Origin of the sequence: Xenorhabdus ishibashii (assembly GCF_002632755.1) — a bacterium.
Taxonomy (GTDB): Bacteria; Pseudomonadota; Gammaproteobacteria; order Enterobacterales; family Enterobacteriaceae; genus Xenorhabdus; species Xenorhabdus ishibashii.
The window spans coordinates 2,904,417-2,928,291 of sequence record NZ_NJAK01000001.1; the positions used below are offsets into that span (position 1 = coordinate 2,904,417).

A 23,875-nucleotide genomic window follows, 5' to 3' on the forward strand; every position below is an offset into this window, starting at 1 on the left:
TATTTGTTAACCACGGCGAAAACTAAAGCTTTTAAAGCTTAAGGGCTCACAATGCAGAACGGCGCAATGAAGGACTGGCTGGACTCAAGCTTTCTGGCTGGTGCAAACCAGTCTTACATAGAGCAAATCTATGAAGACTATATAACCGATCCTAATTCTGTTGATGCAAGTTGGAGAGAAATTTTCCAACAATTGCCAGATGCAGGACTTAGTGGCGAACAACTTCACTCACAGACACGCGATTATTTCCGTCGTCTGGCAAAGGATGCTACACGTTACCACACTTCAGTCAGTGATCCAGCAATGGATGCAAAACAAGTCAAAGTTTTGCAGCTCATCAATGCATTCCGCTTCCGCGGACACCAACATGCAAACCTTGATCCATTGGGATTATGGAAACAGGAACCTGTATCTGATCTTGATCCTGCTTTCCATAATTTAACAAAAGCAGATTTTGAAGAAACGTTTAATGTAGGCTCTTTTGCCATTGGTAAAGAGACAATGAAATTGGCTGATCTGTATGACGCACTGAAACGCATTTATTGCGGTTCAATTGGTGCGGAATATATGCATATCACCAATACGGAAGAAAAACGTTGGATCCAGCAACGCCTGGAGTCAGTGACCGTAAGTTCACAGTTTAGTGCAGAAGAAAAGCGTCGTTTCCTGAAAGAATTAACATCAGCGGAAGGTCTGGAACGCTATTTAGGTGCTAAGTTCCCGGGGGCGAAACGTTTCTCTCTAGAAGGTGGCGACGCACTTATCCCTATGTTAAAAGAATTGATCCGTCACGCAGGTAAACAAAGTACCCGCGAGGTGGTATTGGGAATGGCACATCGTGGTCGTCTCAACGTTCTGGTCAATCTCTTGGGTAAAAAGCCGGTTGATCTGTTTGACGAATTTGCGGGTAAACATAAAGAGCACTTGGGTACAGGTGACGTAAAATACCATCAAGGTTTTTCTTCTGATTTTGAAACCGAAGGTGGTTTGGTGCATTTGGCATTGGCTTTTAACCCATCTCACCTTGAGATTGTCAGCCCTGTTGTTATCGGCTCTGTACGTGCCCGCCGTGATCGTCTTGATGAAGGTCGCAGTAACATGGTTCTGCCTGTCACCATCCACGGTGATGCCGCAGTCACAGGGCAGGGGATTGTTCAGGAAACGCTGAACATGTCTCAGGCTCGCGGGTATGAAGTTGGCGGTACTGTTCGTATCGTTGTGAATAACCAGATTGGTTTCACCACCTCTAACCCGAAAGATGCCCGTTCAACACAATACTGTACTGATATTGTGAAAATGGTTCAGGCGCCTATTTTCCACGTTAATGCAGATGATCCGGAAGCTGTTGCATTCGTCACACGTTTGGCGCTTGACTTCCGTAACACCTTCAAACGTGACGTGATGATCGATCTGGTTTGTTACCGTCGCCACGGCCATAACGAAGCTGATGAGCCGAGTGCAACTCAGCCATTGATGTACCAGCAAATCAAAAAACAGCCAACTGCCCGTAAAATCTATGCAGATAAGCTGGTAGCAGAAGGTTTGCTGGAAGCCAACGACGTTACTGAGATGGTGAATCTGTACCGTGATGCACTGGATCATGGGGAGTGTGTCGTTGATGAATGGCGTCCAATGGGACTGCATTCATTCACATGGGAACCCTATCTGAACCATGAATGGGATGAAGAGTATCCACATAAGATGGATATGAAACGTCTGCAAGATCTTGGCAAAAGCATCAGCACCGTTCCTGCCGAAGTCGTCATGCACTCACGTGTTGCGAAAATCTATGGCGACCGTGCAGAAATGGCTAATGGCAATAAATTATTTGACTGGGGTGCTGCGGAAACACTGGCTTACGCGACCTTGGTTGATGAAGGTATCCCTGTACGTATCTCTGGTGAAGATGCGGGACGTGGTACTTTCTTCCACCGTCATGCCGTTGTCCATAATCAAAACAATGCTTCTGTTTATGTGCCTTTGGCAAATATCCACAATGGGCAGGGTGTATTTAACGTATGGGATTCTGTCCTTTCAGAAGAAGCTGTACTGGCATTTGAATACGGTTATGCAACAACTGAACCTCGTACCCTGACGATTTGGGAAGCTCAATTTGGCGACTTTGCCAACGTGGCTCAGGTTGTGATTGACCAATTTATCAGCTCTGGTGAACAGAAATGGGGCCGTATGTGTGGCTTGGTTATGCTGCTGCCACATGGTTATGAGGGGCAGGGACCAGAGCACTCATCGGCACGTCTGGAGCGTTATTTGCAACTGTGTGCTGAACAAAACATGCAGGTTTGCGTACCATCGTCACCAGCCCAGGTTTATCACATGCTGCGTCGTCAGGCTCTGCGTGGTATGCGTCGTCCGCTCATCGTTATGTCACCGAAATCACTACTACGTCATCCATTGGCGGTGTCTACTCTGGATGAATTGGCGAATGGCAAATTTGAGCCAGTGATTGGTGAGATTGACGCTTTGGATCCAAAAGGTGTTAAGCGCGTAGTGCTTTGTTCCGGTAAAGTTTATTACGATCTGCTGGAGCAGCGTCGTAAAAATGAACAGACCGATGTTGCTATTGTGCGTATTGAACAGTTGTATCCATTCCCACGTCAGCACCTGCAAGCTCAGCTTGAGCAGTATGCCCATGTCCATGACTTTGTCTGGTGTCAGGAAGAACCACTGAACCAAGGGGCATGGTATTGCAGTCAACATAATTTCCGTGAAGCAATCCCATTTGGGGCTTCTTTACGTTATGCAGGTCGTCCGGCATCTGCTTCCCCGGCAGTGGGATATCCGTCTGTTCACCAGCAGCAACAGCAAGCACTGGTTAATGACGCACTGAACGTTGAATAAATTAAGGATAGAAAATGAGTAGCGTAGAAATTCTGGTTCCAGACCTTCCTGAATCTGTCGCAGATGCCACTGTTGCAACGTGGCATAAAAAACCAGGTGATACCATAGAGCGCGATGAAGTGCTGGTTGAAATTGAAACAGATAAAGTTGTTTTGGAAGTACCAGCAAGTGAAGCAGGTGTTTTGGAGTCCATTTTGGAAGAAGAGGGTGCTACAGTACTGTCCAAACAACTGTTAGGTCGTATTCGTTTGGGTGATAGCACGGGGATACCTGCCGAAGTAAAAGTAAAAACAGAGGCAACGCCAGCACAGCGTCAGACTGCGTCTTTGGAAGAAGAAAGCAACGATGCACTAAGCCCGGCTGTTCGTCGTCTGATTGCAGAGCATGATTTAGATCCGGCTGCAATTAAAGGCAGTGGTGTTGGTGGTCGTCTTATCCGTGAAGACATCGAAAAATATATCGCTGCAAATAAAAAAGGGAATGATAAGCCTGCTGCCTCTGCTGAACAGCCATCCTTATTGCCACATCGTAGTGAAAAACGCGTCCCAATGACGCGTCTGCGCAAGCGTGTTGCAGAACGTTTGCTTGAAGCGAAGAACAATACGGCAATGCTGACGACTTTCAATGAAGTCAACATGAAGCCAATTCAGGAATTGCGCAAGCAGTATGGCGATGCGTTTGAGAAACGTCATGGTGTGCGTCTGGGCTTCATGTCTTTCTATGTGAAAGCGGTTGTTGAAGCGTTGAAACGCTATCCAGAAGTGAACGCTTCCATTGATGGCACAGATGTGGTTTACCATAACTATTTTGATATCAGTATTGCTGTATCTACACCGCGTGGTCTGGTTACACCGGTATTGCGTGATGCAGATGCATTGGGTATGGCTGATATTGAGAAAAGCATCAAAGAGCTGGCTATCAAAGGCCGCGACGGCAAATTGACTGTTGAAGAACTCACCGGTGGTAATTTCACCATTACTAACGGCGGTGTTTTCGGCTCCCTGATGTCCACCCCGATCATTAACCCACCACAAAGCGCGATCCTTGGTATGCATGCCATTAAAGATCGCCCAATGGCTGTAAATGGTCAGGTTGAGATCCTTCCGATGATGTACTTGGCACTGTCCTATGACCACCGTCTGATTGACGGTCGTGAGTCAGTCGGCTTCCTGGTGACCATTAAAGAAATGCTGGAAGATCCAACACGTTTGTTGCTGGATGTATAGCATCACTATCGGCGGAGAGTGTTAACTCCGCCAGTCTGAAGTAGTACGACGTTGATGTAAAAATATATGCAGGCCAGCCCCTTGGGGCTGGTCATATCCAGAGCAACAAAATAGAAGGTAATTTACCTTTCTTAAATTAAATTATGGATAGAACATCATGAATTTACACGAGTATCAGGCAAAACAACTTTTTGCACGGTATGGTTTACCAGCACCTGCTGGTTATGCATGTACCACTCCGCGCGAAGCAGAAGAAGCAGCATCCAAGATTGGTTCAGGCCCTTGGGTCGTTAAATGTCAGGTTCATGCAGGTGGCCGCGGTAAGGCTGGTGGTGTGAGAGTCGTCAATAGTAAGGAAGATATCCGCACTTTTGCTGAACAATGGCTGGGTAAACGACTGGTAACTTACCAGACTGATGTGCAGGGGCAACCTGTTCATCAGATCTTGGTGGAAGGGGCAACTGATATTGCCAAGGAGCTGTATCTTGGTGCTGTTGTTGACCGCGGTACACGTCGTGTAGTGTTCATGGCCTCTACTGAAGGTGGCGTCGAAATAGAAAAAGTGGCGGAAGAAACGCCTGAGCTAATTCATAAAGCAATTATCGACCCACTGTCTGGCCCTATGCCGTATCAAGGCCGTGAATTGGCGTTCAAACTTGGTTTGACTGGTAAACAAGTTGGCCAATTCACCAAGATTTTCTTGGGATTGGCTAACCTGTTCTTAGAGCGTGATTTGGCATTAGTCGAAATCAACCCTCTGGTGATCACAACTCAGGGTGATCTGGTTTGTTTGGATGGAAAATTGAGCGCTGATGGTAATGCTATGTTCCGTCAGGCTGAACTGCGTGAAATGCATGACCCTTCACAGGAAGATCCTCGTGAAGCTCAGGCTGCACAATGGGAACTGAACTATGTTGCACTGGATGGCAACATTGGTTGTATGGTGAATGGTGCAGGTCTGGCAATGGGAACGATGGACATTGTCAAACTGCACGGTGGTGCGCCGGCAAACTTCCTTGATGTAGGTGGTGGTGCAACAAAAGAACGTGTTACTGAAGCATTTAAAATCATCTTGTCAGATGAAAATGTTAAAGCTGTTTTGGTTAATATCTTTGGTGGTATCGTCCGCTGTGACTTGATTGCTGACGGCATTATTGGTGCGGTGGAAGAAGTGGGTGTTAACGTACCGGTAGTCGTTCGTCTGGAAGGAAACAATGCTGAACTGGGTGCTAAAAAACTGGCGGATAGCGGTTTAAACATCATTGCGGCTACCAGTTTGACAGACGCAGCTAAACAGGCAGTAGCAGCAGCGGGGAATAAATAATGTCTATTTTAATCGATAAAAACACCAAAGTGATTTGTCAGGGTTTTACTGGCAGCCAGGGTACTTTTCACTCCGAACAAGCGATAGCTTACGGTACTCAAATGGTGGGTGGCGTAACACCAGGTAAAGGTGGTACTGAGCATCTAGGATTACCTGTATTCAACACCGTACGTGAAGCCGTTGAAGCAACTGGCGCAACCGCTTCTGTCATCTACGTTCCGGCACCATTCTGTAAAGATTCCATTCTGGAAGCGATTGATGCAGGCATTAAACTGATCATTACTATTACAGAAGGCATTCCGACACTCGATATGTTGACAGTTAAAGTAAAACTGGATCAAGCAGGTGTCCGTATGATTGGCCCTAACTGTCCGGGAGTGATTACACCGGATGAATGTAAGATCGGTATCATGCCTGGCCATATTCATAAGTCAGGTAAAGTGGGCATTGTCTCCCGTTCAGGTACATTGACTTATGAAGCCGTTAAACAGACCACAGATGCTGGATTAGGGCAATCGACCTGTGTTGGTATTGGTGGTGACCCGATCCCAGGTTCAAACTTCATTGATATTCTGAAACTGTTTCAGGAAGATCCACAGACAGAAGCGATTGTCATGATTGGTGAAATTGGTGGTTCAGCCGAAGAAGAAGCGGCGGCCTATATCAAAGAACATGTGACTAAACCAGTTGTTGCTTATATTGCTGGTGTGACTGCACCTAAAGGTAAGCGTATGGGCCATGCCGGAGCGATTATCGCGGGTGGTAAAGGGACAGCAGATGAAAAATTTGCTGCACTGGAAGCTGCGGGTGTGAAGACTGTCCGTAGCCTTGCAGACATTGGCAATGCTGTAAAAGCGTTATTGATATAAGAATCTCAAAATAAACTATTTTTATAGAAAAAGGCTGCCTCAGGGTGGCCTTTTGTTTTTATTTATAATATTAACAGTAAGTTAGTTCATTTATAAGGGAAGTTATTTCTCAATTTAATTGAACCAGATTTTAGGGAAATCTATTTATTTGGTTAATTAAATTGGAAATATCGGAAAAATATATTTTTTAAAGAATGAAAACGAAAAGTTAATTTTCTAACGAATTTTACAGCAAAAAATAAATTACAAACCATCGCAAATAACAACTTATTAACATGAAATAAACTATAATGAAATAATAACTGTAAAGCTTAACAAAAAAAGGAAAAAATTGACTAAAATCAATTTATTACTCTAGATTGTATTCGCTAAACTTGATTAAATTGATCTAGTATATATAGATATTAGTCTGAGAATGTATGGTGTTGTTGACTTATATTCAGAATTCTAAGCTGAGTCACGTAAAAGCTATTTATTGTATGTGAATATAGGCGTAATATTATTGTGGTATCTATTGAATTTTTGATTTTGTAATAATTCATTGTTGTGTTTGAGGCATTTATTGCTGGTAGTTACGAGACTTTCGTTTTACGAAGTCGGGTTGCCGCAAGTCGGTGTCTTCCTGCTAGGAGCAAGGAGTCAAGATGTTTGATATTGTCGAACTGTCACGATTACAGTTTGCTTTAACTGCCATGTACCATTTTCTGTTCGTACCATTAACGCTCGGTATGGCATTTTTGCTTGCGATCATGGAAACGGTATATGTCCTTTCTGGCAAACAAATTTATAAAGATATGACAAAATTCTGGGGTAAGTTATTTGGTATCAACTTTGCTCTGGGTGTCGCAACGGGCTTGACCATGGAATTCCAGTTCGGAACCAACTGGTCATATTTTTCACATTATGTTGGTGATATTTTCGGTGCGCCTCTGGCCATCGAAGGTTTGATGGCATTCTTCCTCGAATCCACATTCGTTGGCCTGTTTTTCTTCGGATGGGATCGACTGAGTAAGAAACAACACTTGGCAGTTACCTGGCTGGTTGCATTAGGCTCTAACTTCTCTGCATTGTGGATACTGATTGCGAATGGTTGGATGCAAAACCCGATTGCGTCTGACTTTAACTTCGAAACTATGCGAATGGAAATGGTGAGCTTCAGTGAACTGGTACTTAACCCAGTTGCACAGGTGAAGTTTGTCCACACTGTTGCAGCCGGTTATGTTACTGGTGCCATTTTTGTATTGGGTATCAGCTCTTACTATCTGCTTAAAGGGCGCGATTTGGCGTTTGCCAAACGTTCTTTTGCCATTGCAGCAAGTTTTGGTATGGCTGCGGTACTGTCTGTCATCGTTCTGGGTGATGAATCTGGATATGAAATGGGGGACGTGCAGAAAACCAAATTGGCAGCAATCGAAGCAGAATGGGAAACCCAGCCGCCTCCAGCTTCATTCACGCTGATTGGTATTCCTGATCAGGACAAAATGGAAAATAAATATTCCATCCAAATTCCTTACGTTTTAGGTTTAATTGCTACCCGCTCCACAGATACACCGGTCGTTGGCCTGCGTGATTTGATGAGCCAGCATGAGCAGCGTATCCGTAACGGTATTCAAGCCTATGAATTACTAGAAGAACTGCGTGCGGGTAATGTTGATCCAAATGTGCGCAATGCATTCAATGAAAGTAAGAAAGATCTTGGCTATGGCATGCTCTTGAAGCGTTATACCCAAAACGTAACTGATGCGACAGAAGAACAAATTAAAGCCGCAGCGAAAGACTCTATTCCACGCGTAGCTCCGCTCTATTTTGCATTCCGTATCATGGTTGCTGCTGGCTTTATTATGCTGCTGGTTATCGGTTTGTCGTTCTTGAGTGTTCTTCGTAACCGTATCGGTCAACATAAATGGCTGCTGCGGGCTGCATTGTTCAGCATTCCATTGCCATGGATTGCCGTTGAAGCAGGTTGGTTTGTCGCAGAATATGGTCGCCAGCCATGGGCTATTGGTGAAGTGTTGCCAACGGCTGTTGCATCTTCAACTCGCAGTGTAGGCGATCTGATTTTCTCAATGGTGCTGATTTGTGGTCTGTACACTTTATTCTTGATCGCAGAGATGTTCTTGATGTTCAAATTTGCCCGCCTTGGCCCAAGCAGTCTCAAGACTGGACGTTACCATTTTGAACAAAAAACCGCTTCTTCAGCGAATAATATTGAGTAAGCAGGAGTCCACTTATGCTTGATTATGATGTATTAAGATTTATATGGTGGCTGCTGATTGGTGTGTTACTGATCGGTTTCACTGTGACTGATGGTTTCGACATGGGTGTGGGTATCCTGCTGCGGATCATTGGTAAAAATGATACCGAACGCCGCATCATGATTAATTCAGTTGCCCCTCACTGGGATGGTAACCAAGTTTGGTTAATTACCGCTGGCGGTGCTCTGTTTGCCGCATGGCCGATGGTATATGCAGCTGCTTTCTCTGGTTTCTATGTGGCAATGATTCTGGTTTTGGCTGCACTGTTCTTCCGTCCGGTTGGCTTCGATTATCGCTCAAAACTGGAAAACAGCAATTGGCGCAATATGTGGGACTGGGGGCTGGTTATCGGCAGCTTTGTACCTGCATTGGTTATCGGGGTAGCATTTGGTAACCTGCTGCAAGGTGTACCGCTGGCGGTAGATTCTTACCTGCGTGTCTCCTATGAGGGTTCATTCTTCGGATTGCTGAATCCTTATGGATTGCTGGCCGGAGTGATTAGCCTGATGATGATTGTGACGCAAGGCGCAACTTATCTGCAAATGCGTACAACTGGCGAACTACACCTTCGTTCCCGTACTGCAACTCATGTTTGTGCAGCAATAACGGCAATTGCATTTCTGGTAGCAGGGATATGGCTGATTTATGGCATTGATGGTTATGTTGTAACGGGAGGTTTGGATGTCAATGCAGCATCTAATCCATTACATAAAGAAGTGGTTCAGCAGGCAGGTGCATGGCTGACTAATTTCAATAACTATCCGGTTCTGTGGGCTATACCTGTGTTGGGAGTATTGCTTCCTTTGCTGACTATGCTGACTACTTGGATGGATAAGGGAGCCTGGGCATTCTTGTTCTCATCACTGACAGTAACTTGCATTATCCTGACTTCAGGTATTGCTATGTTCCCGTTCGTAATGCCATCAAGCATTGACCCGAATGTCAGTCTGACTATGTGGGATGCGACATCCAGCCAGTGGACGTTGCAAATTATGTTCGTTGTTGCACTTATCTTCGTTCCTATTGTGCTGTCTTACACCATTTGGTGTTATTACAAAACATTCGGACGTTTGGATAAGAACTACATTGATAACAACAAACACTCACTGTACTAAGGAGCATAGTCATGTGGTATTTTGCTTGGATTCTCGGAACGCTGTTGGCTTGTAGCTTCGCTGTCATTGCTGCCTTGGCACTTGAGCATAGCGAATCACAAAAAGTCCCTGAGAGTGACAAAAAATAATGTTAGCTGATAAATGCTACCAACTTATGGATAAGAGCCTATTGAGGGCTCTTATCCTCATCATCGCTTTAATACTTGCTGTATGTGTGTTTTGGGAGCCAGCTCGCTTTGCTGCCAACACTAGTTCACTACAAATATGGCAAGGTATTTTATTGATCTGGGCAGTTTGTTCTGGCGTTACTTTTGGTATTGGTTTTTATCCTAAACGTATTATCTGGCGGTTGTTTTTTCATCCGTTACCTGCATTTTTCATTCTTCTTTTTGGCTTATATCATTTCTTTAAGTAAACTAATTGTAATTTTATAGGCTGATGGCCTATAAATTTTTTTTACTGACAGGTCATTCCAAAGCGCGATTGTCTTAAGTATAGTGACAGCGTCAATTCGCCTGATTAGGATTATATGAGTAATATGTTGTTCCGTTGGCCTATCCGTGTTTACTACGAAGACACAGATGCTAGTGGTGTGGTTTATCACGCTCGGTATTTGTGTTTTTACGAAAGAGCTCGTACAGAGATGTTGCGTGAAAGAGGCTTTCACCAACAGCCTATGCTAGATGAGCAAGCTGGCTTTGTTGTTAGTCGCATGACGATTGACTACCGGAAACCAGCAAAACTGGATGACCAACTGGTTGTTGAAAGCGAAGTTACGAATATCCGTGGCGCTTCTCTGACATTTATTCAACGAATTGTTGATTGCAATGGCGTAGTTGTCAGCAGCGCAGAATGCCTGGTTGTCTACGTGAATTCATCTCAAATGAAGCCGATTGCGCTTCCAAAGTCTATTGTCGCGGAGTTTAAGCAGTGACTGACATGAACATCCTTGATTTATTTCTTAAGGCAGGTTTCTTAGTGCAGCTTATCATGCTGATTTTGATTGGCTTCTCTATCGCCTCTTGGGCAATCATTATTCAACGGACAAAAATCCTTAATGCCGCCAGCCGTGAGGCAGAAGCATTTGAAGATAAATTTTGGTCTGGCATTGAATTATCTCGCCTTTACAAAGAAAGTCAGTCACGCCGTGACTCGCTAAGTGGTACTGAGCAGATATTCCATTCTGGGTTTAAAGAATTTGCTCGTTTACATCAGGCAAATGATCATGCACCAGAAGCTGTTATTACAGGAGCTTCCCGTGCCATGCGTATTTCACTAAATCGTGAATTGGAAGTATTGGAAAATCACATTCCATTTCTGGGTACGGTAGGTTCCATCAGCCCTTATATTGGTCTGTTTGGTACGGTCTGGGGGATCATGCATGCCTTTATTGCTTTGGGGGCAGTTAAACAGGCAACTCTGCAAATGGTAGCACCCGGTATCGCTGAAGCCCTGATTGCAACCGCTATCGGCCTGTTTGCGGCAATTCCTGCGGTGATGGCCTATAACCGTCTGAACCAACGCGTTAACAAACTGGAACAAGTTTACGATAACTTTATGGAAGAATTTCTGGCTATTTTGCATCGTCAGGCTTTTGCTGCCAATACCAATAAGTCGTAATAAATCGTAAGAGGAAATCAGCGAATGGCGCGCACTCGTAGTCGCAGACGTGAGCTAAAATCCGAGATCAATATCGTTCCCTTGCTGGACGTGTTGTTGGTATTGCTGCTTATTTTCATGGCAACAGCACCGATTATCACGCAAAGCGTAGAAGTCGATTTACCTGATTCGGTGGACTCAAAAACAGTTTCTAGCACTGATAATCCGCCGGTCATTGTGGAAGTTTCTGGGGTAGGGCAATACAACATGGTTGTTAATCAGGAACGTTTGGAATTGTTACCTGAACAGCAAATTGTTGCAGAAGCGCAAACCTTGGTGAAAGCCAATCCGAAAACAGTTTTCCTGATTGGTGGTTCTAAGGAAGTTCCTTATGATGAAATTATCAAAGCGTTGAATATGCTTCGTCAGGCAGGTGTAAAATCGGTGGGTTTAATGACCCAGCCTATCGGAGCCTGACAATGGCTGTCATTTAAAGTTTCTGGATGTCGAGCGTGGGAAAGACAAACGAGCAAAATAATAGGCTGAATCGCGCCATTATCATTTCGGTAATATTGCACATTATCCTGATCGGATTTCTGATTTGGGGTTCTTTGGTGCAAAAAACAGAAATGGGAGGCGGTGGACAAGATGGGACTGTCATTGATGCTGTTATGGTTGATCCGAATGCGGTCGTTCAGCAATATAACCAGCAACAACAGCAACAGGCCAATGCAAAGTTAGCCGAACAACAGCGGATGAAAAAAGCTGAGCAACAGGCTGCTGAATTGAGAGCAAAGCAGGCGGAAGAGCAGGAACGCTTGAAAGCGGCGGAAGAAGAGAGAATTAAAGCACTACAGGAAGCTGAAGCGCAGAAAAAACAGTCTGAGGTTGCTGCCGCTAAAGCGCGTGAAGAACAAAAGCAGGCGGAAGAAGCGGCTGCAAAAGCACTGGCAGAAAAAGAAAGAATTCTAAAAGAGCAAGCTGAAGCCCAACAAAAAGCAGAAGCTCAGGCGAAGAAAGAAGCGGAAGAGGCAGCAAAACGTAAAGCGGCGGCTGAGGCACAGGCTAAAGCCGAAGCGGAAGCTAAGGCAGCGGCAGAAGCCAAAGTAAAAGCTGAGGCACAAGCCAAGGCCAAGGCTAAGGCAGAAGCGGCAAAGCAAACTCAAACGGTTAATGATCTGTTAGGGGGATTAACGTCTAATACACCTAAGCAGGGTGGAGCGACTACCGCAGGAAAAGGTGGCGGTAAGAAAAGTGGTCTTTCTCAGCAAGATATTAATAGTTATCTGGGAAAAGTTCAGGCTGCAATAGAGAGTAAATTTTACGATTCGAATCTCTATATCGGTCGTACTTGTGATTTAAATATAAAACTGGCGCCAGATGGATTATTGATTGATATCAAAGCGGGAGCGGGTGATCCGGCGTTATGTCGGGCAGCGATTACTGCTGCTAATTTGGCAAAAAAAATGCCACCTCCACCAAGCAAGGAGGTTTATGAATATTTCAAGAGTTTCACTCTAGAATTTAAACCGCATTAAGTTAAATGTTTGGTAGATAATCGTTATGTTCTGGGTGAACTTTCGAATAATTTATATGTACAAACAAAATTATCAGATTTTATTTAGGTATCTAGTTTTGTTTGTTGGCGTTTGTTAGAATCCGGCGAATTATTGCGGCAGGCAAAAGATCGCGATATGGGAGAGATGATGAAGCAAACTTTTAAACAGATGTCTAAAGTCATACTGGGCTTTCTGATGATGTGGGCAGCACTTGCTCATGCAGAGGTTCGCATTGAAATTACACAGGGTGTTGATTCTGCCCGTCCTATTGGGGTTGTCCCATTTAAATGGACTGGGGAAGGCGAGTCTCCTGAAAATATTGGTTCAATTATTGCTACGGATTTGAGAAACAGTGGGAAATTTAATCCGATTGATCCTACTCGTATGCCGCAACAACCAACGACTGCATCAGAGGTAACGCCTGCTGCATGGACTGCATTGGGGATCGACTCAGTCGTGGTTGGACATATTCAGCCTAGTGCAGATGGTAAGTTTTTGGTTTCTTATCAGCTTATTGATGTTGCCGGTGCACCAGGAACGGTATTGGCACAAGAACAATTCACGGTTGAAAAGAAATGGCTGCGTTTCGCTGCTCATACCGCTAGTAATCAGATTTTTGAAAAATTGACAGGTATTCGAGGCGCATTTACTACTCGTATAGCTTATGTCGTCAAAAATAACAGTGCAGGTAAGTATCCATATGAGCTACGTGTTTCTGATTATGATGGCTATAATCAATTTACCGTACATAGCTCACCGGAACCATTGATGTCACCGGCCTGGTCGCCAGATGCTTCCAAACTTGCTTATGTTACATTTGAAGGTGGTCGTTCTGCGTTGGTTATCCAAACACTGGCAACAAATGCTGTTCGCCAAGTAGCTTCATTTCCTCGCCATAACGGGGCACCTGCATTTTCTCCGGATGGAACTAAACTTGCCTTTGCATTATCTAAAACCGGTAGTTTGAATCTTTACGTGATGGATTTAGCTTCTGGCCAAATTCGTCAGATCACTGATGGCCGTAGTAATAATACTGAGCCAAGCTGGATGCCAGATAACCAGACACTGGTCTATACCTCAGATCAGGGTGGGCGTCCACAATTGTATAAAATCGATATTAATGGCGGTGCTCCACAACGCCTAACTTGGGAAGGATCACAGAACCAAGATGCAGATGTTAGCCCTGACGGTAGTTTTGTTGTGATGGTTAGCTCAGCAAGTGGCAGTCAGCATATCGCCAAACAAGATCTGGCAACGGGATCTGTCCAAATTTTGACAGATACGTTTCTGGATGAAACGCCGAGCATCGCACCTAATGGCACTATGGTGATTTATAGCTCTACTCAAGGGTGGGGAACTATATTGCAGCTAGTTTCGACTGATGGGCGTTTCAAAGCGCGTCTTCCGGCTACCGATGGACAGGTAAAATCTCCTGCCTGGTCGCCGTATCTGTGATGCATAATAATATGTATGGCAAACTATAAAAGGATCAAAGAGATGCAACTGAACAAAGTGCTAAAAGGGCTGATGTTAGCTTTACCAATCATGGCCGTAGCAGCGTGTAGTTCTAACAAAACTGGCAATAATGATCAGTCTGGTGTAAGCACTGTTGATAATTCTTCTAAGACTCTGTCTGCCGAAGAATTAGCACGTCAGCAGATGCAAGAACTGCAAAACAACAACATCGTATACTTCGGTTTCGATAAGTACGACATCAACGGCGAATTTGCTCAGATGTTGGATGCACATGCTGCCTTCCTGCGTACTAACCCATCTGTTAAAGTGACTATCGAAGGTCACGCAGACGAGCGTGGTACTCCAGAGTACAACATTGCTCTGGGTGAGCGTCGTGCGAACGCAGTGAAAATGTATCTGCAAGGCAAAGGCGTTTCTGCTGATCAGCTTGCTATCGTTTCTTACGGTAAAGAAAAACCAGCAGTACTTGGCCACGACGAAGCAGCATATGCGAAAAACCGTCGCGCTGTGATCGTATACTAAGAGTAATGCATGAACAGTAACTTCAGACGTTATATGTTGGGTCTGTCGTTATTGGTTGGCGTAGCGGCTCCTTGGGCCGCTACCGCCCAAGCGCCAATCAGTAATGTCGGCTCAGGCTCCACCGATGAGCGCCTCTCCCAATTAGAGCGTATTTCTGACGCTCACAGTCAATTATTAACCCAGCTCCAGCAACAACTTTCTGATTCTCAACGTGATATTGATACACTCCGCGGTCAGATTCAGGAAAATCAGTATCAATTAAATCAAGTCATTGAACGTCAAAAAGATCTTTATCTGCAATTGGATAAAATCACCAATCCATCAAGTGCAGAGGGTTCAGAATCAGGAAATCGTAATGCGGAGTCTTCGGTACAAGCTGGGAATAAACAACCTGCTGCGTTGGCGAGTACAGGAAATGAAAAAGGTGATTACGATGCTGCCGTCTCTTTGGCTATCAACACCAAAGAGTATGATAAAGCGATTGCAGCATTTCAGAACTTTTCCAAAACCTATCCCAAATCTAAGTACTTGGCGAATGCCAATTATTGGTTAGGACAGTTGAATTACAACAAAGGCAAGAAAGATGATGCGGCTTATTATTTTGCCACAGTTGTGAAAGACTATCCCAAGTCACAAAAAAGCAGTGATTCCCTGTATAAAGTTGGTTTAATCATGCAGGAAAAAAGACAAAAGGATAAAGCGAAAGCTGTTTATCAGCAGGTGGTTAAGCAATATCCTGGCACGAATGCAGCAAAAATGGCTGAAAAAAAGCTTTCCGGCATGTAATAATTATCCCCGAAAGGTCAGATATCGGTCTTTTTGGGGATGATTGATGGCTTAATAAGCATTTAAACCAGTTTTCTAAAATAAACGTTGCGCCATTCTGAGAAATCAGTAATATATGCCGCCGTTGGCAGGGATAACTGCCAAGCGGATTTAGATGGGTCGTTAGCTCAGTCGGTAGAGCAGTTGACTTTTAATCAATTGGTCGCAGGTTCGAATCCTGCACGACCCACCACCTAAATTCTCACCACAAGCATTCTCTGGATGGGTCGTTAGCTCAGTCGGTAGAGCAGTTGACTTTTAATCAATTGGTCGCAGGTTCGAATCCTGCACGACCCACCATCTAAATTCTCATCTCAAACATTCCTTAGATAGCTTTAGCTCAGTCAGTAAGGCAATTGCTCTTATAATCGATTGATCGCGATAGATAACTTAATAATTTGATCACTGACTTCACATTTTTTCCTTATCGTTTTTAAATCTTCAAAATAATTAAAGACTTTTTTTCTTAAATTAGCTATCTTGTTTAGTATGCAAAACAACAAAGAGCAAAATAACCTGTTTATCTCGTAATTTCATGTTTTTTGTATTGATATACTAAACATTATTTATGGTAAGGATAAAAAAGTATGGATTTTTTCAATATTGATAACATATTCGTGCATATTCCACTAGGAACGGGTGGCTATAATCTTTCGTATATTGAAGCGATTGGCACGATAGCAGGTTTGTTATGTATATGGTTCGCTAGTCAGGAGAAAATAATTAATTATCTGTTTGGATTAATTAATGTCTCACTTTTCGCTGTAATCTTTTTTCAAATTCAACTCTACGCCAGCCTCATTCTGCAAATCTTTTTCTTCGCGGCCAATATCTATGGTTGGTATGCATGGAGCCGAGTTAATGAACAAAAACAAATAGAGCTTAAAATTCGGTGGCTCAACCCTAAACAGATGGCGATTGTTACCGCGGTTTCTATCTTTACCATATTAATCATGACATTTAATATCGATCGAATATTTGGTTATATGGCAAAAGTGGTGGTACTCGCTCTACAGGGAATGGGTCCTGATATCATCATGCCTGATTTACAGCCTGATGCTTTCCCATTTTGGGATTCAGTGATGACAGTATTATCCATAGTCGCAATGATACTGATGACGCGTAAGTATGTAGAAAACTGGCTAATTTGGGTCATCATCGATGTCATCAGTGTAGTGATTTATTACTATCAAGGTGTTTTAGCCATGTCGCTGCAATATATTATCCTGACAGGTATTGCACTAAATGGTGCTCGCCTGTGGATCAAGGCAGCGAAACATAGCGAAGAACAACCACCACAAGAAAATGTAAATTAGAGTTGTTTATCGGCCATAGATAACTTCTATGGCCTCTTGTTTAAGATTTTCCTAAAAATATTTTTTTATTAAGCCATTTATTTGAATTAACATCATTTTTACGCTCAATGGTATTTTTTATAAAAAAGTATCCTATTTCTACTCACAAATATTATTTACAGAACTACGCCTAACAGTTAGATTGAGATCACAAAATTATTTCAAATAACTATCAACGTATTAGGTGAAAGGATAATGAATTACCAGAATGACGATATAAGGATAAGAAAAATAACGGAATTATTGCCACCAGTTGCATTACTCGAAAAATTTCCGGCAACAGAAGATAGTGCTATTACGGTTCGTAAAGCACGTGAATCTATTCATAATATTTTAATTGGTGAAGATGATCGTCTATTGGTAGTAATTGGCCCGTGTTCAATTCATGATCCAAAAGCTGCATTAGAGTATGCAGAGCGCTTGAGTAAATTACGTAAGGAATTGAAAGCCGATTTGGAAATTATTATGCGGGTTTACTTTGAAAAACCCCGTACAACTATCGGCTGGAAAGGGCTGATTAACGATCCAAGTATGGATTGCAGTTTTAATATCAATGGTGGATTACGTACTGCCCGTAAGTTATTGCTTGATATTAATAATATGGGGTTACCTGCGGCGGGTGAATTCCTTGATATGATTACTCCTCAGTATTTGGCAGATCTCATGAGCTGGGGTGCGATAGGAGCACGTACAACAGAGTCTCAAATTCATCGCGAATTGGCATCGGGATTGTCCTGTCCGGTTGGTTTCAAAAATGGCACGGATGGAACAATTAAAGTCGCTATTGATGCTATTAATTCAGCCAGCTCATCGCACTGTTTCTTGTCTGTCACGAAATGGGGTCACTCCGCGATTGTTAATACAGCAGGCAACCAAGATTGCCATATTATTCTGCGTGGTGGCAAAGAACCTAATTACAGCGCCGGACATGTCAGTGCTGTTAAAGAAGGGCTAAAAAAAGCGGGCTTGTCTCCCCGCGTGATGATTGATTTCAGCCATGCAAATAGTGCGAAGCAGTTCAAAAGACAAATGAATGTCGGAGCTGATGTTTGCGGTCAGATTGCGGGGGGTGAAAATGCGATCATTGGTGTTATGGTTGAAAGTCATCTGGTTGAAGGAAACCAAAATCTGGAGAGTGGTCAGCCTTTGGTTTATGGTCAAAGTGTGACCGACGGTTGTATTGGATGGGAAGATACCGAAACGTTACTGCGCCAGTTGTCTCAGGCCGTCCAAAGCCGCAGAAGTTAATTTACCACAAAAATGCCATAAAAAAGCCGGATTAATTTCCGGCTTTTTACATACTCTCTTGGATTACTTTGCCTTACCCTGATTTGCAACTGCCGCTGCTTTTGCCGCGATTTCATCAGCGTTGCCCAGATAGTAGCGTTTGATAGGTTTCATGTTCTCATCAAACTCATAAACCAGTGGTACAGCAGTCGGAATATTCAGTTCAAGAATTTCTTCTTCACTCATATTATCCAGATACTTCACTAATGCCCGCAGGGAGTTACCATGAGCGGCGATAATAACTTTTTCGCCTTTTTCCACGCGTGGCTTGATAACTTCTTCCCAATAAGGAATAACACGTTCAATAGTAGTAGCAAGGCTTTCAGTGACTGGGAGTTCTTCTTGTTTCAGGCTTGCATAACGAGGATCGTGGCCTGGGTAACGTTCATCATCTTTGGTCAAATCAGGAGGAGTAATAGCGAAGCCACGACGCCACAATTTAACTTGATCATCACCGTACTTAGCTGCGGTTTCTGCTTTATCCAGACCCTGTAATGCGCCGTAGTGACGTTCATTCAGTTTCCAGCTTTTCTCAACTGGCAGCCATTGCTGATCAACCTGGTCCAGAATGTTCCACAAAGTGTGAATAGCACGTTTTAGAACGGAAGTGTAGGCGAAATCAAAAGTGAAACCTTCTTCTTTCAGTAGTTGACCAGCTTGTTGTGCTTCAGAGCGGCCTTTGTCGGACAATTCAACATCAGTCCAGCCAGTAAAACGGTTCTCTTTGTTCCACTCGCTTTCTCCGTGCCTTACAAGAACCAGTTTAGTTACAGCCATAGCTTAAACTCCTATCAGTACTTTTTAATACAAAATGAAAAGATCGCTGCGGGCATTATATGGCGCGATAGACCAAAACGGCAAACAATAGTCTCGTATCTCCTGTTTTAAATCATGTTTGGTGATAATGACGGCGATCATATATCTGGCAGGAAAGGGGATTAGCAAGCAGTTTGTGATCTGAATTGTTCCCGAATAGAGGGAGACAATTCAGATCAAATGGAATTTAGTTTAATGTATGACTACTGATTTTATTGGGTAAGTAAAAAATAGCAGATGCATCAGATTGAGTGAAAAATGGAAAGCAACAGCTACCCATAAACGCCCGCTCCACAGCCAGGTCAGGCCATAAATTAACCCTGCCAGTGTAGCAAAAATTACCAGTAAACCACCGCCGGCAAAATGGGCAGCGCCAAACAGCAGGGAGGTAATAACCAGGGCTAAGTAAGGATTCATCCATTGACTGAGCTTCTGCTGAATATAGCCACGAAACAGCGCTTCTTCAGCCAAAGAGACAAAGAAAAGATTAGCAATAACAAAGGCAGGGAACCAATTAGGTAAATGAAGTTCAACGGACAATCCACCTAATACTGTTGCAAGCCCTAATAATGCTGGAATGGCTGCGATCAACAACGCCCACCCATGAGCTGGTGCATTAACCAAAGGTTTTCTGATGAACAGAGTTGGCATACAGAATATTAGGATAAATGGCAGCAGTGCCTTGTCAAAGTTAAAATACATTGAAAAAGGTGCGCTGAGCGAGCCTACCTGCACTTTATCCAGATACTTGAGATTATGGAACCCTGGAATGTAATGTACAAAAAGTAAAATACCACCGATAAACAATAACAGCTCGATGATGATTCTGGGGACAAAATGTTTTTCGCTGTTTTTTTGGCAATAAATATATGCCATACCTAAAAGAGCCATCACTATCAGTGTGATTGTAGCAGGATAGGTAAGTACGTTAGTGCTGATCCCAGCAATGATAGCGAAGAGCGCGACGAAAAAAGCAATTTTCTGGCGATTCTCTAAAAGAGCCAATGAAATGGCGAGTAATGCCCAAGCCATATAATTCCCTAATATCTTTGAAAAAATCAATGAAATAATCTAAAAATGGACGGTGATTTTATAGTAATGATTAAAAAATTCAAAAATAATAATAAAAAATATCAAAAAAAATGACTTGATTTTATGAAAGAGTGATTAAATAGAACGGTAACTGGAATCCCTCTCTATTAAGAGAGGGAGTATTAATATGCTGAACGAAGAAAGAAGGTTACAGCGATCCTACGGAAATAATCTCGGTCTCATACCGATAAATATCACCATCAGGAATAAATCGCAGACGATGGGTAATGCACTGTGGCGCATCTTCTTGATGATGAGAAACAAACAGAAGCTGTGTATCACCATTAGCAATCATGATGTCAATGAAACGCAGGATTAACTGACGGTTTAGCGGGTCAAGGCCTTGCAAAGGTTCATCCAAGATCAATAAAGCGGGATGTTTCACCAGAGCGCGGGCAATCAACACTAACCGTTGTTGCCCCCATGACAAACTATGAAAGGGGCTATTTGCCGTTAGTTCCGATAACCCCAATAAGTCCAGCCACTCATCTGCTAACTGTTGTTGTCGATCTGAAACAGCCTGATAAATTCCTATTGAATCGAAGAATCCCGATAGAATAACGTTTCGAACACTGGTGCTGACACGATACTCCAGATGAATATTGTTGCTGACATAACCAATGTGACGTTTGATGTCCCAAATCGTTTCCCCGCTTCCCCGTTGACGGCCAAATAATACTAACTCATTACTGTAACCTTGGGGGTGATCGCCCGTAATCAGGCTAAGAAGTGTCGATTTTCCAGCACCATTTTCACCGATGATTTGCCAGTGTTCATTCGGATTCACTTGCCAACTTAATCCGTGCAGAATGGGTTTATCATTGTATTGAACAGTAACATCACGCATTGATACCAAGGGTTGATCGGTTGGAAATTGTCCATTAGTCCGGTATTCATCTGCTTCGGGAAGATGAATATTTTTCAGTTCCTCACTGTGCGCTAACTGTGCCACAAGAGATCCCGCCAAAATGCACTCTTTTTTTCCGACCAGCGTCAGGTGGCAATCCGCCAATACACCGACTTGTTCGACAAAATCAGGAATTTCATGGAATCGGGTTAAGATCAAAACTAAAGTAATGCCTTTTGCAGCCAGAGAACTCAATAATTGGGAAAGTTGATTTCGGGCATAATTATCTAATCCATCAAAAGGTTCATCAAGGATAAGCAGGTCAGGGTTTGCCATTAATGCTTGACATAGCAGAACCTTACGGACTTCCCCAGTTGAGAGGTATTTGAATCGTCGCGAGAGTAAATCTTTAATACCAAAATATTCGCTTAATTCAAGGCACAATTCGTTGTCTTTATGGTGAAGTTGAATAATATCTGCGGCAGTACGCCCAGTATCCTCTTCTCCGTCACTGAGTAAATCTGTATTGTTGCGTTGCCACTCTTCATCAATCAGTTTTTGCAATTGTTCGAAAGATAGACGCATTGGTGTGCAAAACGAACAATGACGGTCACCTGTCAGTTGGATTAATTCATCCGACAATGCACGAGCCAGTGAAGATTTTCCACTGCCATTTGCGCCAACAAAAGCCCAATTTTCCCCAGACATAATTTTCAGTGACGGTAGCCGTAGGATACGGGTGTCACTTAAACGGAAACTACCTTGCGTTATTTGCAATTCAGACATTCCTCTTCCTTATTTAAGCAACATCAACTAAGGGATCACCAGAAATAAGCGGAATAGAGTTTAATGTCAATGTATAGCTGTTTGTTATTCATTGAGGATTAATCATTTTTGTAATCGAGTTAACATAGTTATTATTATGTTATTAATCAATTATATATTAAATAAATGGGTGCTATTGGGGGCTGCAATAAAAGTAGTACCTAATGGTTTTGAGATAGTATTGCTAATTTGTTTTTTCTCCGACTGTATTTTTTCCACTTCTTTTGCGGCAAATTCTCTTTGCCCGTCAATATACTCGCGAGATCGTGCACATGAACAATTCTCGGTGATTTTTGGCTGTCATTCATTTTGTATGTCTGAATTTTCAGCTTACCTTTGTTAGCCTTACGTTCTGTTGTTGGGCTTTTGCTGCGTCGATTTGTCGTGTATCTAGTTTCATTTGTTTCATTTTTTTGGGCATTTTTATAATTGAATTTTAGGTGCCCCTGATTATGTCCCTTGCTATATCTTGATTGAAATAGATTAAAGTTGATGTAAAAATAAGAATCTCTATTGATTTATAAGGAATTTATTAGGGGGGATTTATTTGATTGGACTTCAGGATATCTTGAACTGGCGTCCCCTGCAGGAATCGAACCTGCAATTAGCCCTTAGGAGGGGCTTGTTATATCCATTTAACTAAGGGGACTTTTTACTACTCTGTTTCATTTTGCATCGAGCTGTTTGTATCTTATCCCTTTCTAACTGTTTTAATCAAGTTTTTTATCTTTATTTGTTTCGATTTGCTCCGGCTCGTTTTGGGTTGTGGTTGGCTCATTCACTTGCCATTGTGTACAGATTGAGTACATAATCATACTTCATCTTGTATACAGGTTATAGATATGGCATTGAGCGACACCAAACTTCGAGGCATCCACAATAAGCCCTATAAAGGCAAACCTGAGCTAACTGATGGTGATGGCTTAAGTGTCAGGATCACCCCAAGCGGAACCATAGCATTTCAGCATAGATATCGCTGGAATGGCAAACCTGTTCGCCTTACTGTGGGGCGTTATCCAGACATGACGCTCAAAGATGCACGAATAGCAGTAGGCGAAATGCGCTCATTGTACACAAAAGGGATTGATCCAAAAACGTATTTTTCTCGTTCAGATGATGAGGCAACCTTAAAAGATTGTCTTGATTACTGGTGGGATAAGTACGCATCTACGCTAAAACCTAACACTCAGATACTTTATAAGTCAGTCGTGTACAACACGATGTACACACAATTCTTGTGTACACCAGTAGCTAGCATACCTGTGTCATCTTGGGTTAAGTTTTTCGATAAGCAGGAAAAAGAAAACCCTAAAAAAGCTAGGGTACTTTTAACTCAATTACGTTCAGTTGTTAATTGGTGTATAGGTAGACAATTTATTCCATCATGCGAGGTCATGAAACTTAGTCTGAAAAACATAGGCAAAAAACCGGACGCTGGCAGCCGAGTTTTAACTTACAGGGAACTGGCTAAGATCTGGTTAGCGCTGGAAAATAATAAGATAGCTTCTTCTAACAAGGTGCTACATCAACTGCTTTTGTTATGGGGTGCTCGACTTTCTGAGTTAAGGCTTGCTACTGCCAGCGAGTTTAATATGGATGATTTGATTTGGACAACTCCAGTTGCTCATTCAAAGATGGGTAATGTAATCAGGCGACCTATATTTGAGCGGGTGATACCATACATAGAACGACTATTAAGTATGGGGAATGATGTTTTATTTCCGGGACAGGAACTTGATAAAGCCATAGACCGTTCGTCATCAAACTTTTATATGAAGAAACTAAGAGAATCAATTGATATACCCGAATGGCGTACACATGACTTTAGACGTTCTTTGGTGACAAATTTATCAAGTGAAGGGATCGCGCCCCATGTCACCGAGAAGATGCTGGGGCACGAATTGGGTGGGGTGATGGCCGTGTATAATAAGCACGATTGGATTGAAGAACAAAAAGAGGCGTATGAGCTATATGCAGATAAGGTATTCTGGCATATTAAGCAGATCAAGAGCGGTTGACTCCAC

At 43.0% G+C, this 23,875-nt stretch carries 22 protein-coding genes and 3 tRNA genes; 20 read left to right on the forward strand and 5 right to left on the reverse strand.

The genetic code is table 11. The features are described from left to right. Window positions 1–51 precede the first annotated feature (51 nt). The 19 genes from sucA (at window position 52) to aroG (ending at window position 18,232) form a co-directional block, all read left to right on the forward strand. Complete coding sequence (gene sucA / locus Xish_RS13755) at window positions 52–2,859, forward strand: 2-oxoglutarate dehydrogenase E1 component (protein ID WP_099118317.1); 2,808 nt, start codon at window positions 52–54, stop codon at window positions 2,857–2,859. 14 nt (window positions 2,860–2,873) lie between these two features. After that, entirely contained in the window at window positions 2,874–4,085 is a 1,212-nt protein-coding gene (gene odhB, locus Xish_RS13760) for a 2-oxoglutarate dehydrogenase complex dihydrolipoyllysine-residue succinyltransferase (RefSeq protein ID WP_099118318.1), read from the forward strand. 157 nt (window positions 4,086–4,242) lie between these two features. Next, the gene (sucC, locus tag Xish_RS13765) at window positions 4,243–5,409 is read left to right on the forward strand and encodes an ADP-forming succinate--CoA ligase subunit beta (protein WP_099118319.1); all 1,167 of its coding nucleotides are present in this window, start codon (window positions 4,243–4,245) and stop codon (window positions 5,407–5,409) included. Then, window positions 5,409–6,278, forward strand: coding sequence for a succinate--CoA ligase subunit alpha (gene sucD, locus Xish_RS13770; RefSeq protein ID WP_099118320.1), 870 nt, complete (start codon window positions 5,409–5,411; stop codon window positions 6,276–6,278). The genes sucC and sucD overlap by 1 nt, the downstream gene beginning before the upstream one ends. A 644-nt stretch (window positions 6,279–6,922) precedes the next feature. Continuing rightward, window positions 6,923–8,494, forward strand: coding sequence for a cytochrome ubiquinol oxidase subunit I (cydA, locus tag Xish_RS13775; RefSeq protein WP_099118321.1), 1,572 nt, complete (start codon window positions 6,923–6,925; stop codon window positions 8,492–8,494). A 14-nt stretch (window positions 8,495–8,508) separates the two neighbouring features. After that, window positions 8,509–9,648, forward strand: a complete 1,140-nt coding sequence (gene cydB / locus Xish_RS13780) for a cytochrome d ubiquinol oxidase subunit II (protein ID WP_099118322.1) — start codon at window positions 8,509–8,511, stop codon at window positions 9,646–9,648. 11 nt (window positions 9,649–9,659) lie between these two features. Further along, a complete protein-coding gene (cydX, locus tag Xish_RS13785) occupies window positions 9,660–9,776 on the forward strand; it encodes a cytochrome bd-I oxidase subunit CydX (protein ID WP_099118323.1) in 117 nt (38 codons plus the stop codon). Next, the gene (gene ybgE, locus Xish_RS13790; RefSeq protein ID WP_099118324.1) at window positions 9,776–10,063 is read left to right on the forward strand and encodes a cyd operon protein YbgE; all 288 of its coding nucleotides are present in this window, start codon (window positions 9,776–9,778) and stop codon (window positions 10,061–10,063) included. Before cydX ends, ybgE begins: the two co-directional genes overlap by 1 nt. Window positions 10,064–10,177: 114 nt before the next feature. Continuing rightward, window positions 10,178–10,582 carry a tol-pal system-associated acyl-CoA thioesterase gene (gene ybgC, locus Xish_RS13795; protein WP_099118325.1) on the forward strand — a complete coding sequence of 135 codons (405 nt, stop codon included), beginning with the start codon at window positions 10,178–10,180 and terminating at the stop codon, window positions 10,580–10,582. Then, window positions 10,579–11,268: a Tol-Pal system protein TolQ gene (tolQ, locus tag Xish_RS13800; RefSeq protein WP_099118326.1), complete on the forward strand. Its 690-nt coding sequence runs from the start codon at window positions 10,579–10,581 to the stop codon at window positions 11,266–11,268. Before ybgC ends, tolQ begins: the two co-directional genes overlap by 4 nt. 24 nt (window positions 11,269–11,292) lie before the next feature. Next, window positions 11,293–11,724 carry a colicin uptake protein TolR gene (gene tolR, locus Xish_RS13805; protein ID WP_099118327.1) on the forward strand — a complete coding sequence of 144 codons (432 nt, stop codon included), beginning with the start codon at window positions 11,293–11,295 and terminating at the stop codon, window positions 11,722–11,724. Between the two features lie 35 nt (window positions 11,725–11,759). Beyond that, complete coding sequence (tolA, locus tag Xish_RS13810; protein ID WP_167383271.1) at window positions 11,760–12,785, forward strand: cell envelope integrity protein TolA; 1,026 nt, start codon at window positions 11,760–11,762, stop codon at window positions 12,783–12,785. 189 nt (window positions 12,786–12,974) lie between these two features. Beyond that, complete coding sequence (tolB, locus tag Xish_RS13815) at window positions 12,975–14,261, forward strand: Tol-Pal system beta propeller repeat protein TolB (RefSeq protein WP_425275035.1); 1,287 nt, start codon at window positions 12,975–12,977, stop codon at window positions 14,259–14,261. 42 nt (window positions 14,262–14,303) lie between these two features. Continuing rightward, window positions 14,304–14,804 (forward strand): peptidoglycan-associated lipoprotein Pal, encoded by a 501-nt coding sequence (pal, locus tag Xish_RS13820; RefSeq protein ID WP_074022399.1) that lies wholly within the window; start codon window positions 14,304–14,306, stop codon window positions 14,802–14,804. A 33-nt stretch (window positions 14,805–14,837) separates the two neighbouring features. Further along, window positions 14,838–15,590 (forward strand): cell division protein CpoB, encoded by a 753-nt coding sequence (gene cpoB, locus Xish_RS13825; RefSeq protein ID WP_425275036.1) that lies wholly within the window; start codon window positions 14,838–14,840, stop codon window positions 15,588–15,590. A gap of 156 nt (window positions 15,591–15,746) precedes the next feature. Continuing rightward, window positions 15,747–15,822: transfer RNA gene (locus tag Xish_RS13830), tRNA-Lys, on the forward strand. A gap of 31 nt (window positions 15,823–15,853) precedes the next feature. Beyond that, window positions 15,854–15,929 (forward strand) — tRNA-Lys (locus Xish_RS13835). A gap of 287 nt (window positions 15,930–16,216) precedes the next feature. Further along, window positions 16,217–16,945, forward strand: coding sequence for a nicotinamide riboside transporter PnuC (gene pnuC / locus Xish_RS13840; protein WP_099118330.1), 729 nt, complete (start codon window positions 16,217–16,219; stop codon window positions 16,943–16,945). A gap of 234 nt (window positions 16,946–17,179) precedes the next feature. Then, entirely contained in the window at window positions 17,180–18,232 is a 1,053-nt protein-coding gene (gene aroG, locus Xish_RS13845; protein ID WP_099118331.1) for a 3-deoxy-7-phosphoheptulonate synthase AroG, read from the forward strand. Between the two features lie 63 nt (window positions 18,233–18,295). Here the strand turns inward: aroG and gpmA are convergent, their stop codons facing one another. The 5 genes from gpmA to Xish_RS13870 all read right to left on the reverse strand — a co-directional run bounded on the left by gpmA (window position 18,296) and on the right by Xish_RS13870 (window position 22,500). Beyond that, entirely contained in the window at window positions 18,296–19,048 is a 753-nt protein-coding gene (gene gpmA, locus Xish_RS13850) for a 2,3-diphosphoglycerate-dependent phosphoglycerate mutase (RefSeq protein ID WP_099118332.1), read from the reverse strand. Between the two features lie 231 nt (window positions 19,049–19,279). Further along, window positions 19,280–20,119: a CPBP family intramembrane glutamic endopeptidase gene (locus Xish_RS13855; protein ID WP_099118333.1), complete on the reverse strand. Its 840-nt coding sequence runs from the start codon at window positions 20,117–20,119 to the stop codon at window positions 19,280–19,282. Window positions 20,120–20,327: 208 nt separating this feature from the next. Beyond that, entirely contained in the window at window positions 20,328–21,812 is a 1,485-nt protein-coding gene (gene modF, locus Xish_RS13860) for a molybdate ABC transporter ATP-binding protein ModF (RefSeq protein ID WP_099118334.1), read from the reverse strand. A gap of 200 nt (window positions 21,813–22,012) precedes the next feature. Beyond that, window positions 22,013–22,159, reverse strand: a complete 147-nt coding sequence (locus Xish_RS19410; RefSeq protein WP_425274998.1) for a hypothetical protein — start codon at window positions 22,157–22,159, stop codon at window positions 22,013–22,015. A gap of 266 nt (window positions 22,160–22,425) precedes the next feature. Continuing rightward, window positions 22,426–22,500: transfer RNA gene (locus Xish_RS13870), tRNA-Arg, on the reverse strand. A gap of 193 nt (window positions 22,501–22,693) precedes the next feature. On the opposite strand from Xish_RS13870, the gene Xish_RS13875 reads away from it, so the two are divergent. After that, window positions 22,694–23,869 carry a tyrosine-type recombinase/integrase gene (locus tag Xish_RS13875; RefSeq protein WP_099118335.1) on the forward strand — a complete coding sequence of 392 codons (1,176 nt, stop codon included), beginning with the start codon at window positions 22,694–22,696 and terminating at the stop codon, window positions 23,867–23,869. Window positions 23,870–23,875 lie beyond the last annotated feature (6 nt).

Coding starts and splice junctions, on each gene's coding strand:
- cpoB (WP_425275036.1), top strand. CDS start 14,838: ATGTTGGGTCTGTCGTTATTGGTTGGCGTAGCGGCTCCTTGGGCCGCT.
- pnuC (WP_099118330.1), top strand. CDS start 16,217: ATGGATTTTTTCAATATTGATAACATATTCGTGCATATTCCACTAGGA.
- Xish_RS19410 (WP_425274998.1), bottom strand. CDS start 22,159: ATGAATGACAGCCAAAAATCACCGAGAATTGTTCATGTGCACGATCTC.
- Xish_RS13855 (WP_099118333.1), bottom strand. CDS start 20,119: ATGGCTTGGGCATTACTCGCCATTTCATTGGCTCTTTTAGAGAATCGC.
- ybgC (WP_099118325.1), top strand. CDS start 10,178: ATGAGTAATATGTTGTTCCGTTGGCCTATCCGTGTTTACTACGAAGAC.
- sucC (WP_099118319.1), top strand. CDS start 4,243: ATGAATTTACACGAGTATCAGGCAAAACAACTTTTTGCACGGTATGGT.
- pal (WP_074022399.1), top strand. CDS start 14,304: ATGCAACTGAACAAAGTGCTAAAAGGGCTGATGTTAGCTTTACCAATC.
- sucA (WP_099118317.1), top strand. CDS start 52: ATGCAGAACGGCGCAATGAAGGACTGGCTGGACTCAAGCTTTCTGGCT.
- modF (WP_099118334.1), bottom strand. CDS start 21,812: ATGTCTGAATTGCAAATAACGCAAGGTAGTTTCCGTTTAAGTGACACC.
- sucD (WP_099118320.1), top strand. CDS start 5,409: ATGTCTATTTTAATCGATAAAAACACCAAAGTGATTTGTCAGGGTTTT.
- Xish_RS13875 (WP_099118335.1), top strand. CDS start 22,694: ATGGCATTGAGCGACACCAAACTTCGAGGCATCCACAATAAGCCCTAT.
- gpmA (WP_099118332.1), bottom strand. CDS start 19,048: ATGGCTGTAACTAAACTGGTTCTTGTAAGGCACGGAGAAAGCGAGTGG.
- ybgE (WP_099118324.1), top strand. CDS start 9,776: ATGTTAGCTGATAAATGCTACCAACTTATGGATAAGAGCCTATTGAGG.
- cydX (WP_099118323.1), top strand. CDS start 9,660: ATGTGGTATTTTGCTTGGATTCTCGGAACGCTGTTGGCTTGTAGCTTC.
- odhB (WP_099118318.1), top strand. CDS start 2,874: ATGAGTAGCGTAGAAATTCTGGTTCCAGACCTTCCTGAATCTGTCGCA.
- cydA (WP_099118321.1), top strand. CDS start 6,923: ATGTTTGATATTGTCGAACTGTCACGATTACAGTTTGCTTTAACTGCC.
- cydB (WP_099118322.1), top strand. CDS start 8,509: ATGCTTGATTATGATGTATTAAGATTTATATGGTGGCTGCTGATTGGT.
- tolR (WP_099118327.1), top strand. CDS start 11,293: ATGGCGCGCACTCGTAGTCGCAGACGTGAGCTAAAATCCGAGATCAAT.
- tolB (WP_425275035.1), top strand. CDS start 12,975: ATGTCTAAAGTCATACTGGGCTTTCTGATGATGTGGGCAGCACTTGCT.
- aroG (WP_099118331.1), top strand. CDS start 17,180: ATGAATTACCAGAATGACGATATAAGGATAAGAAAAATAACGGAATTA.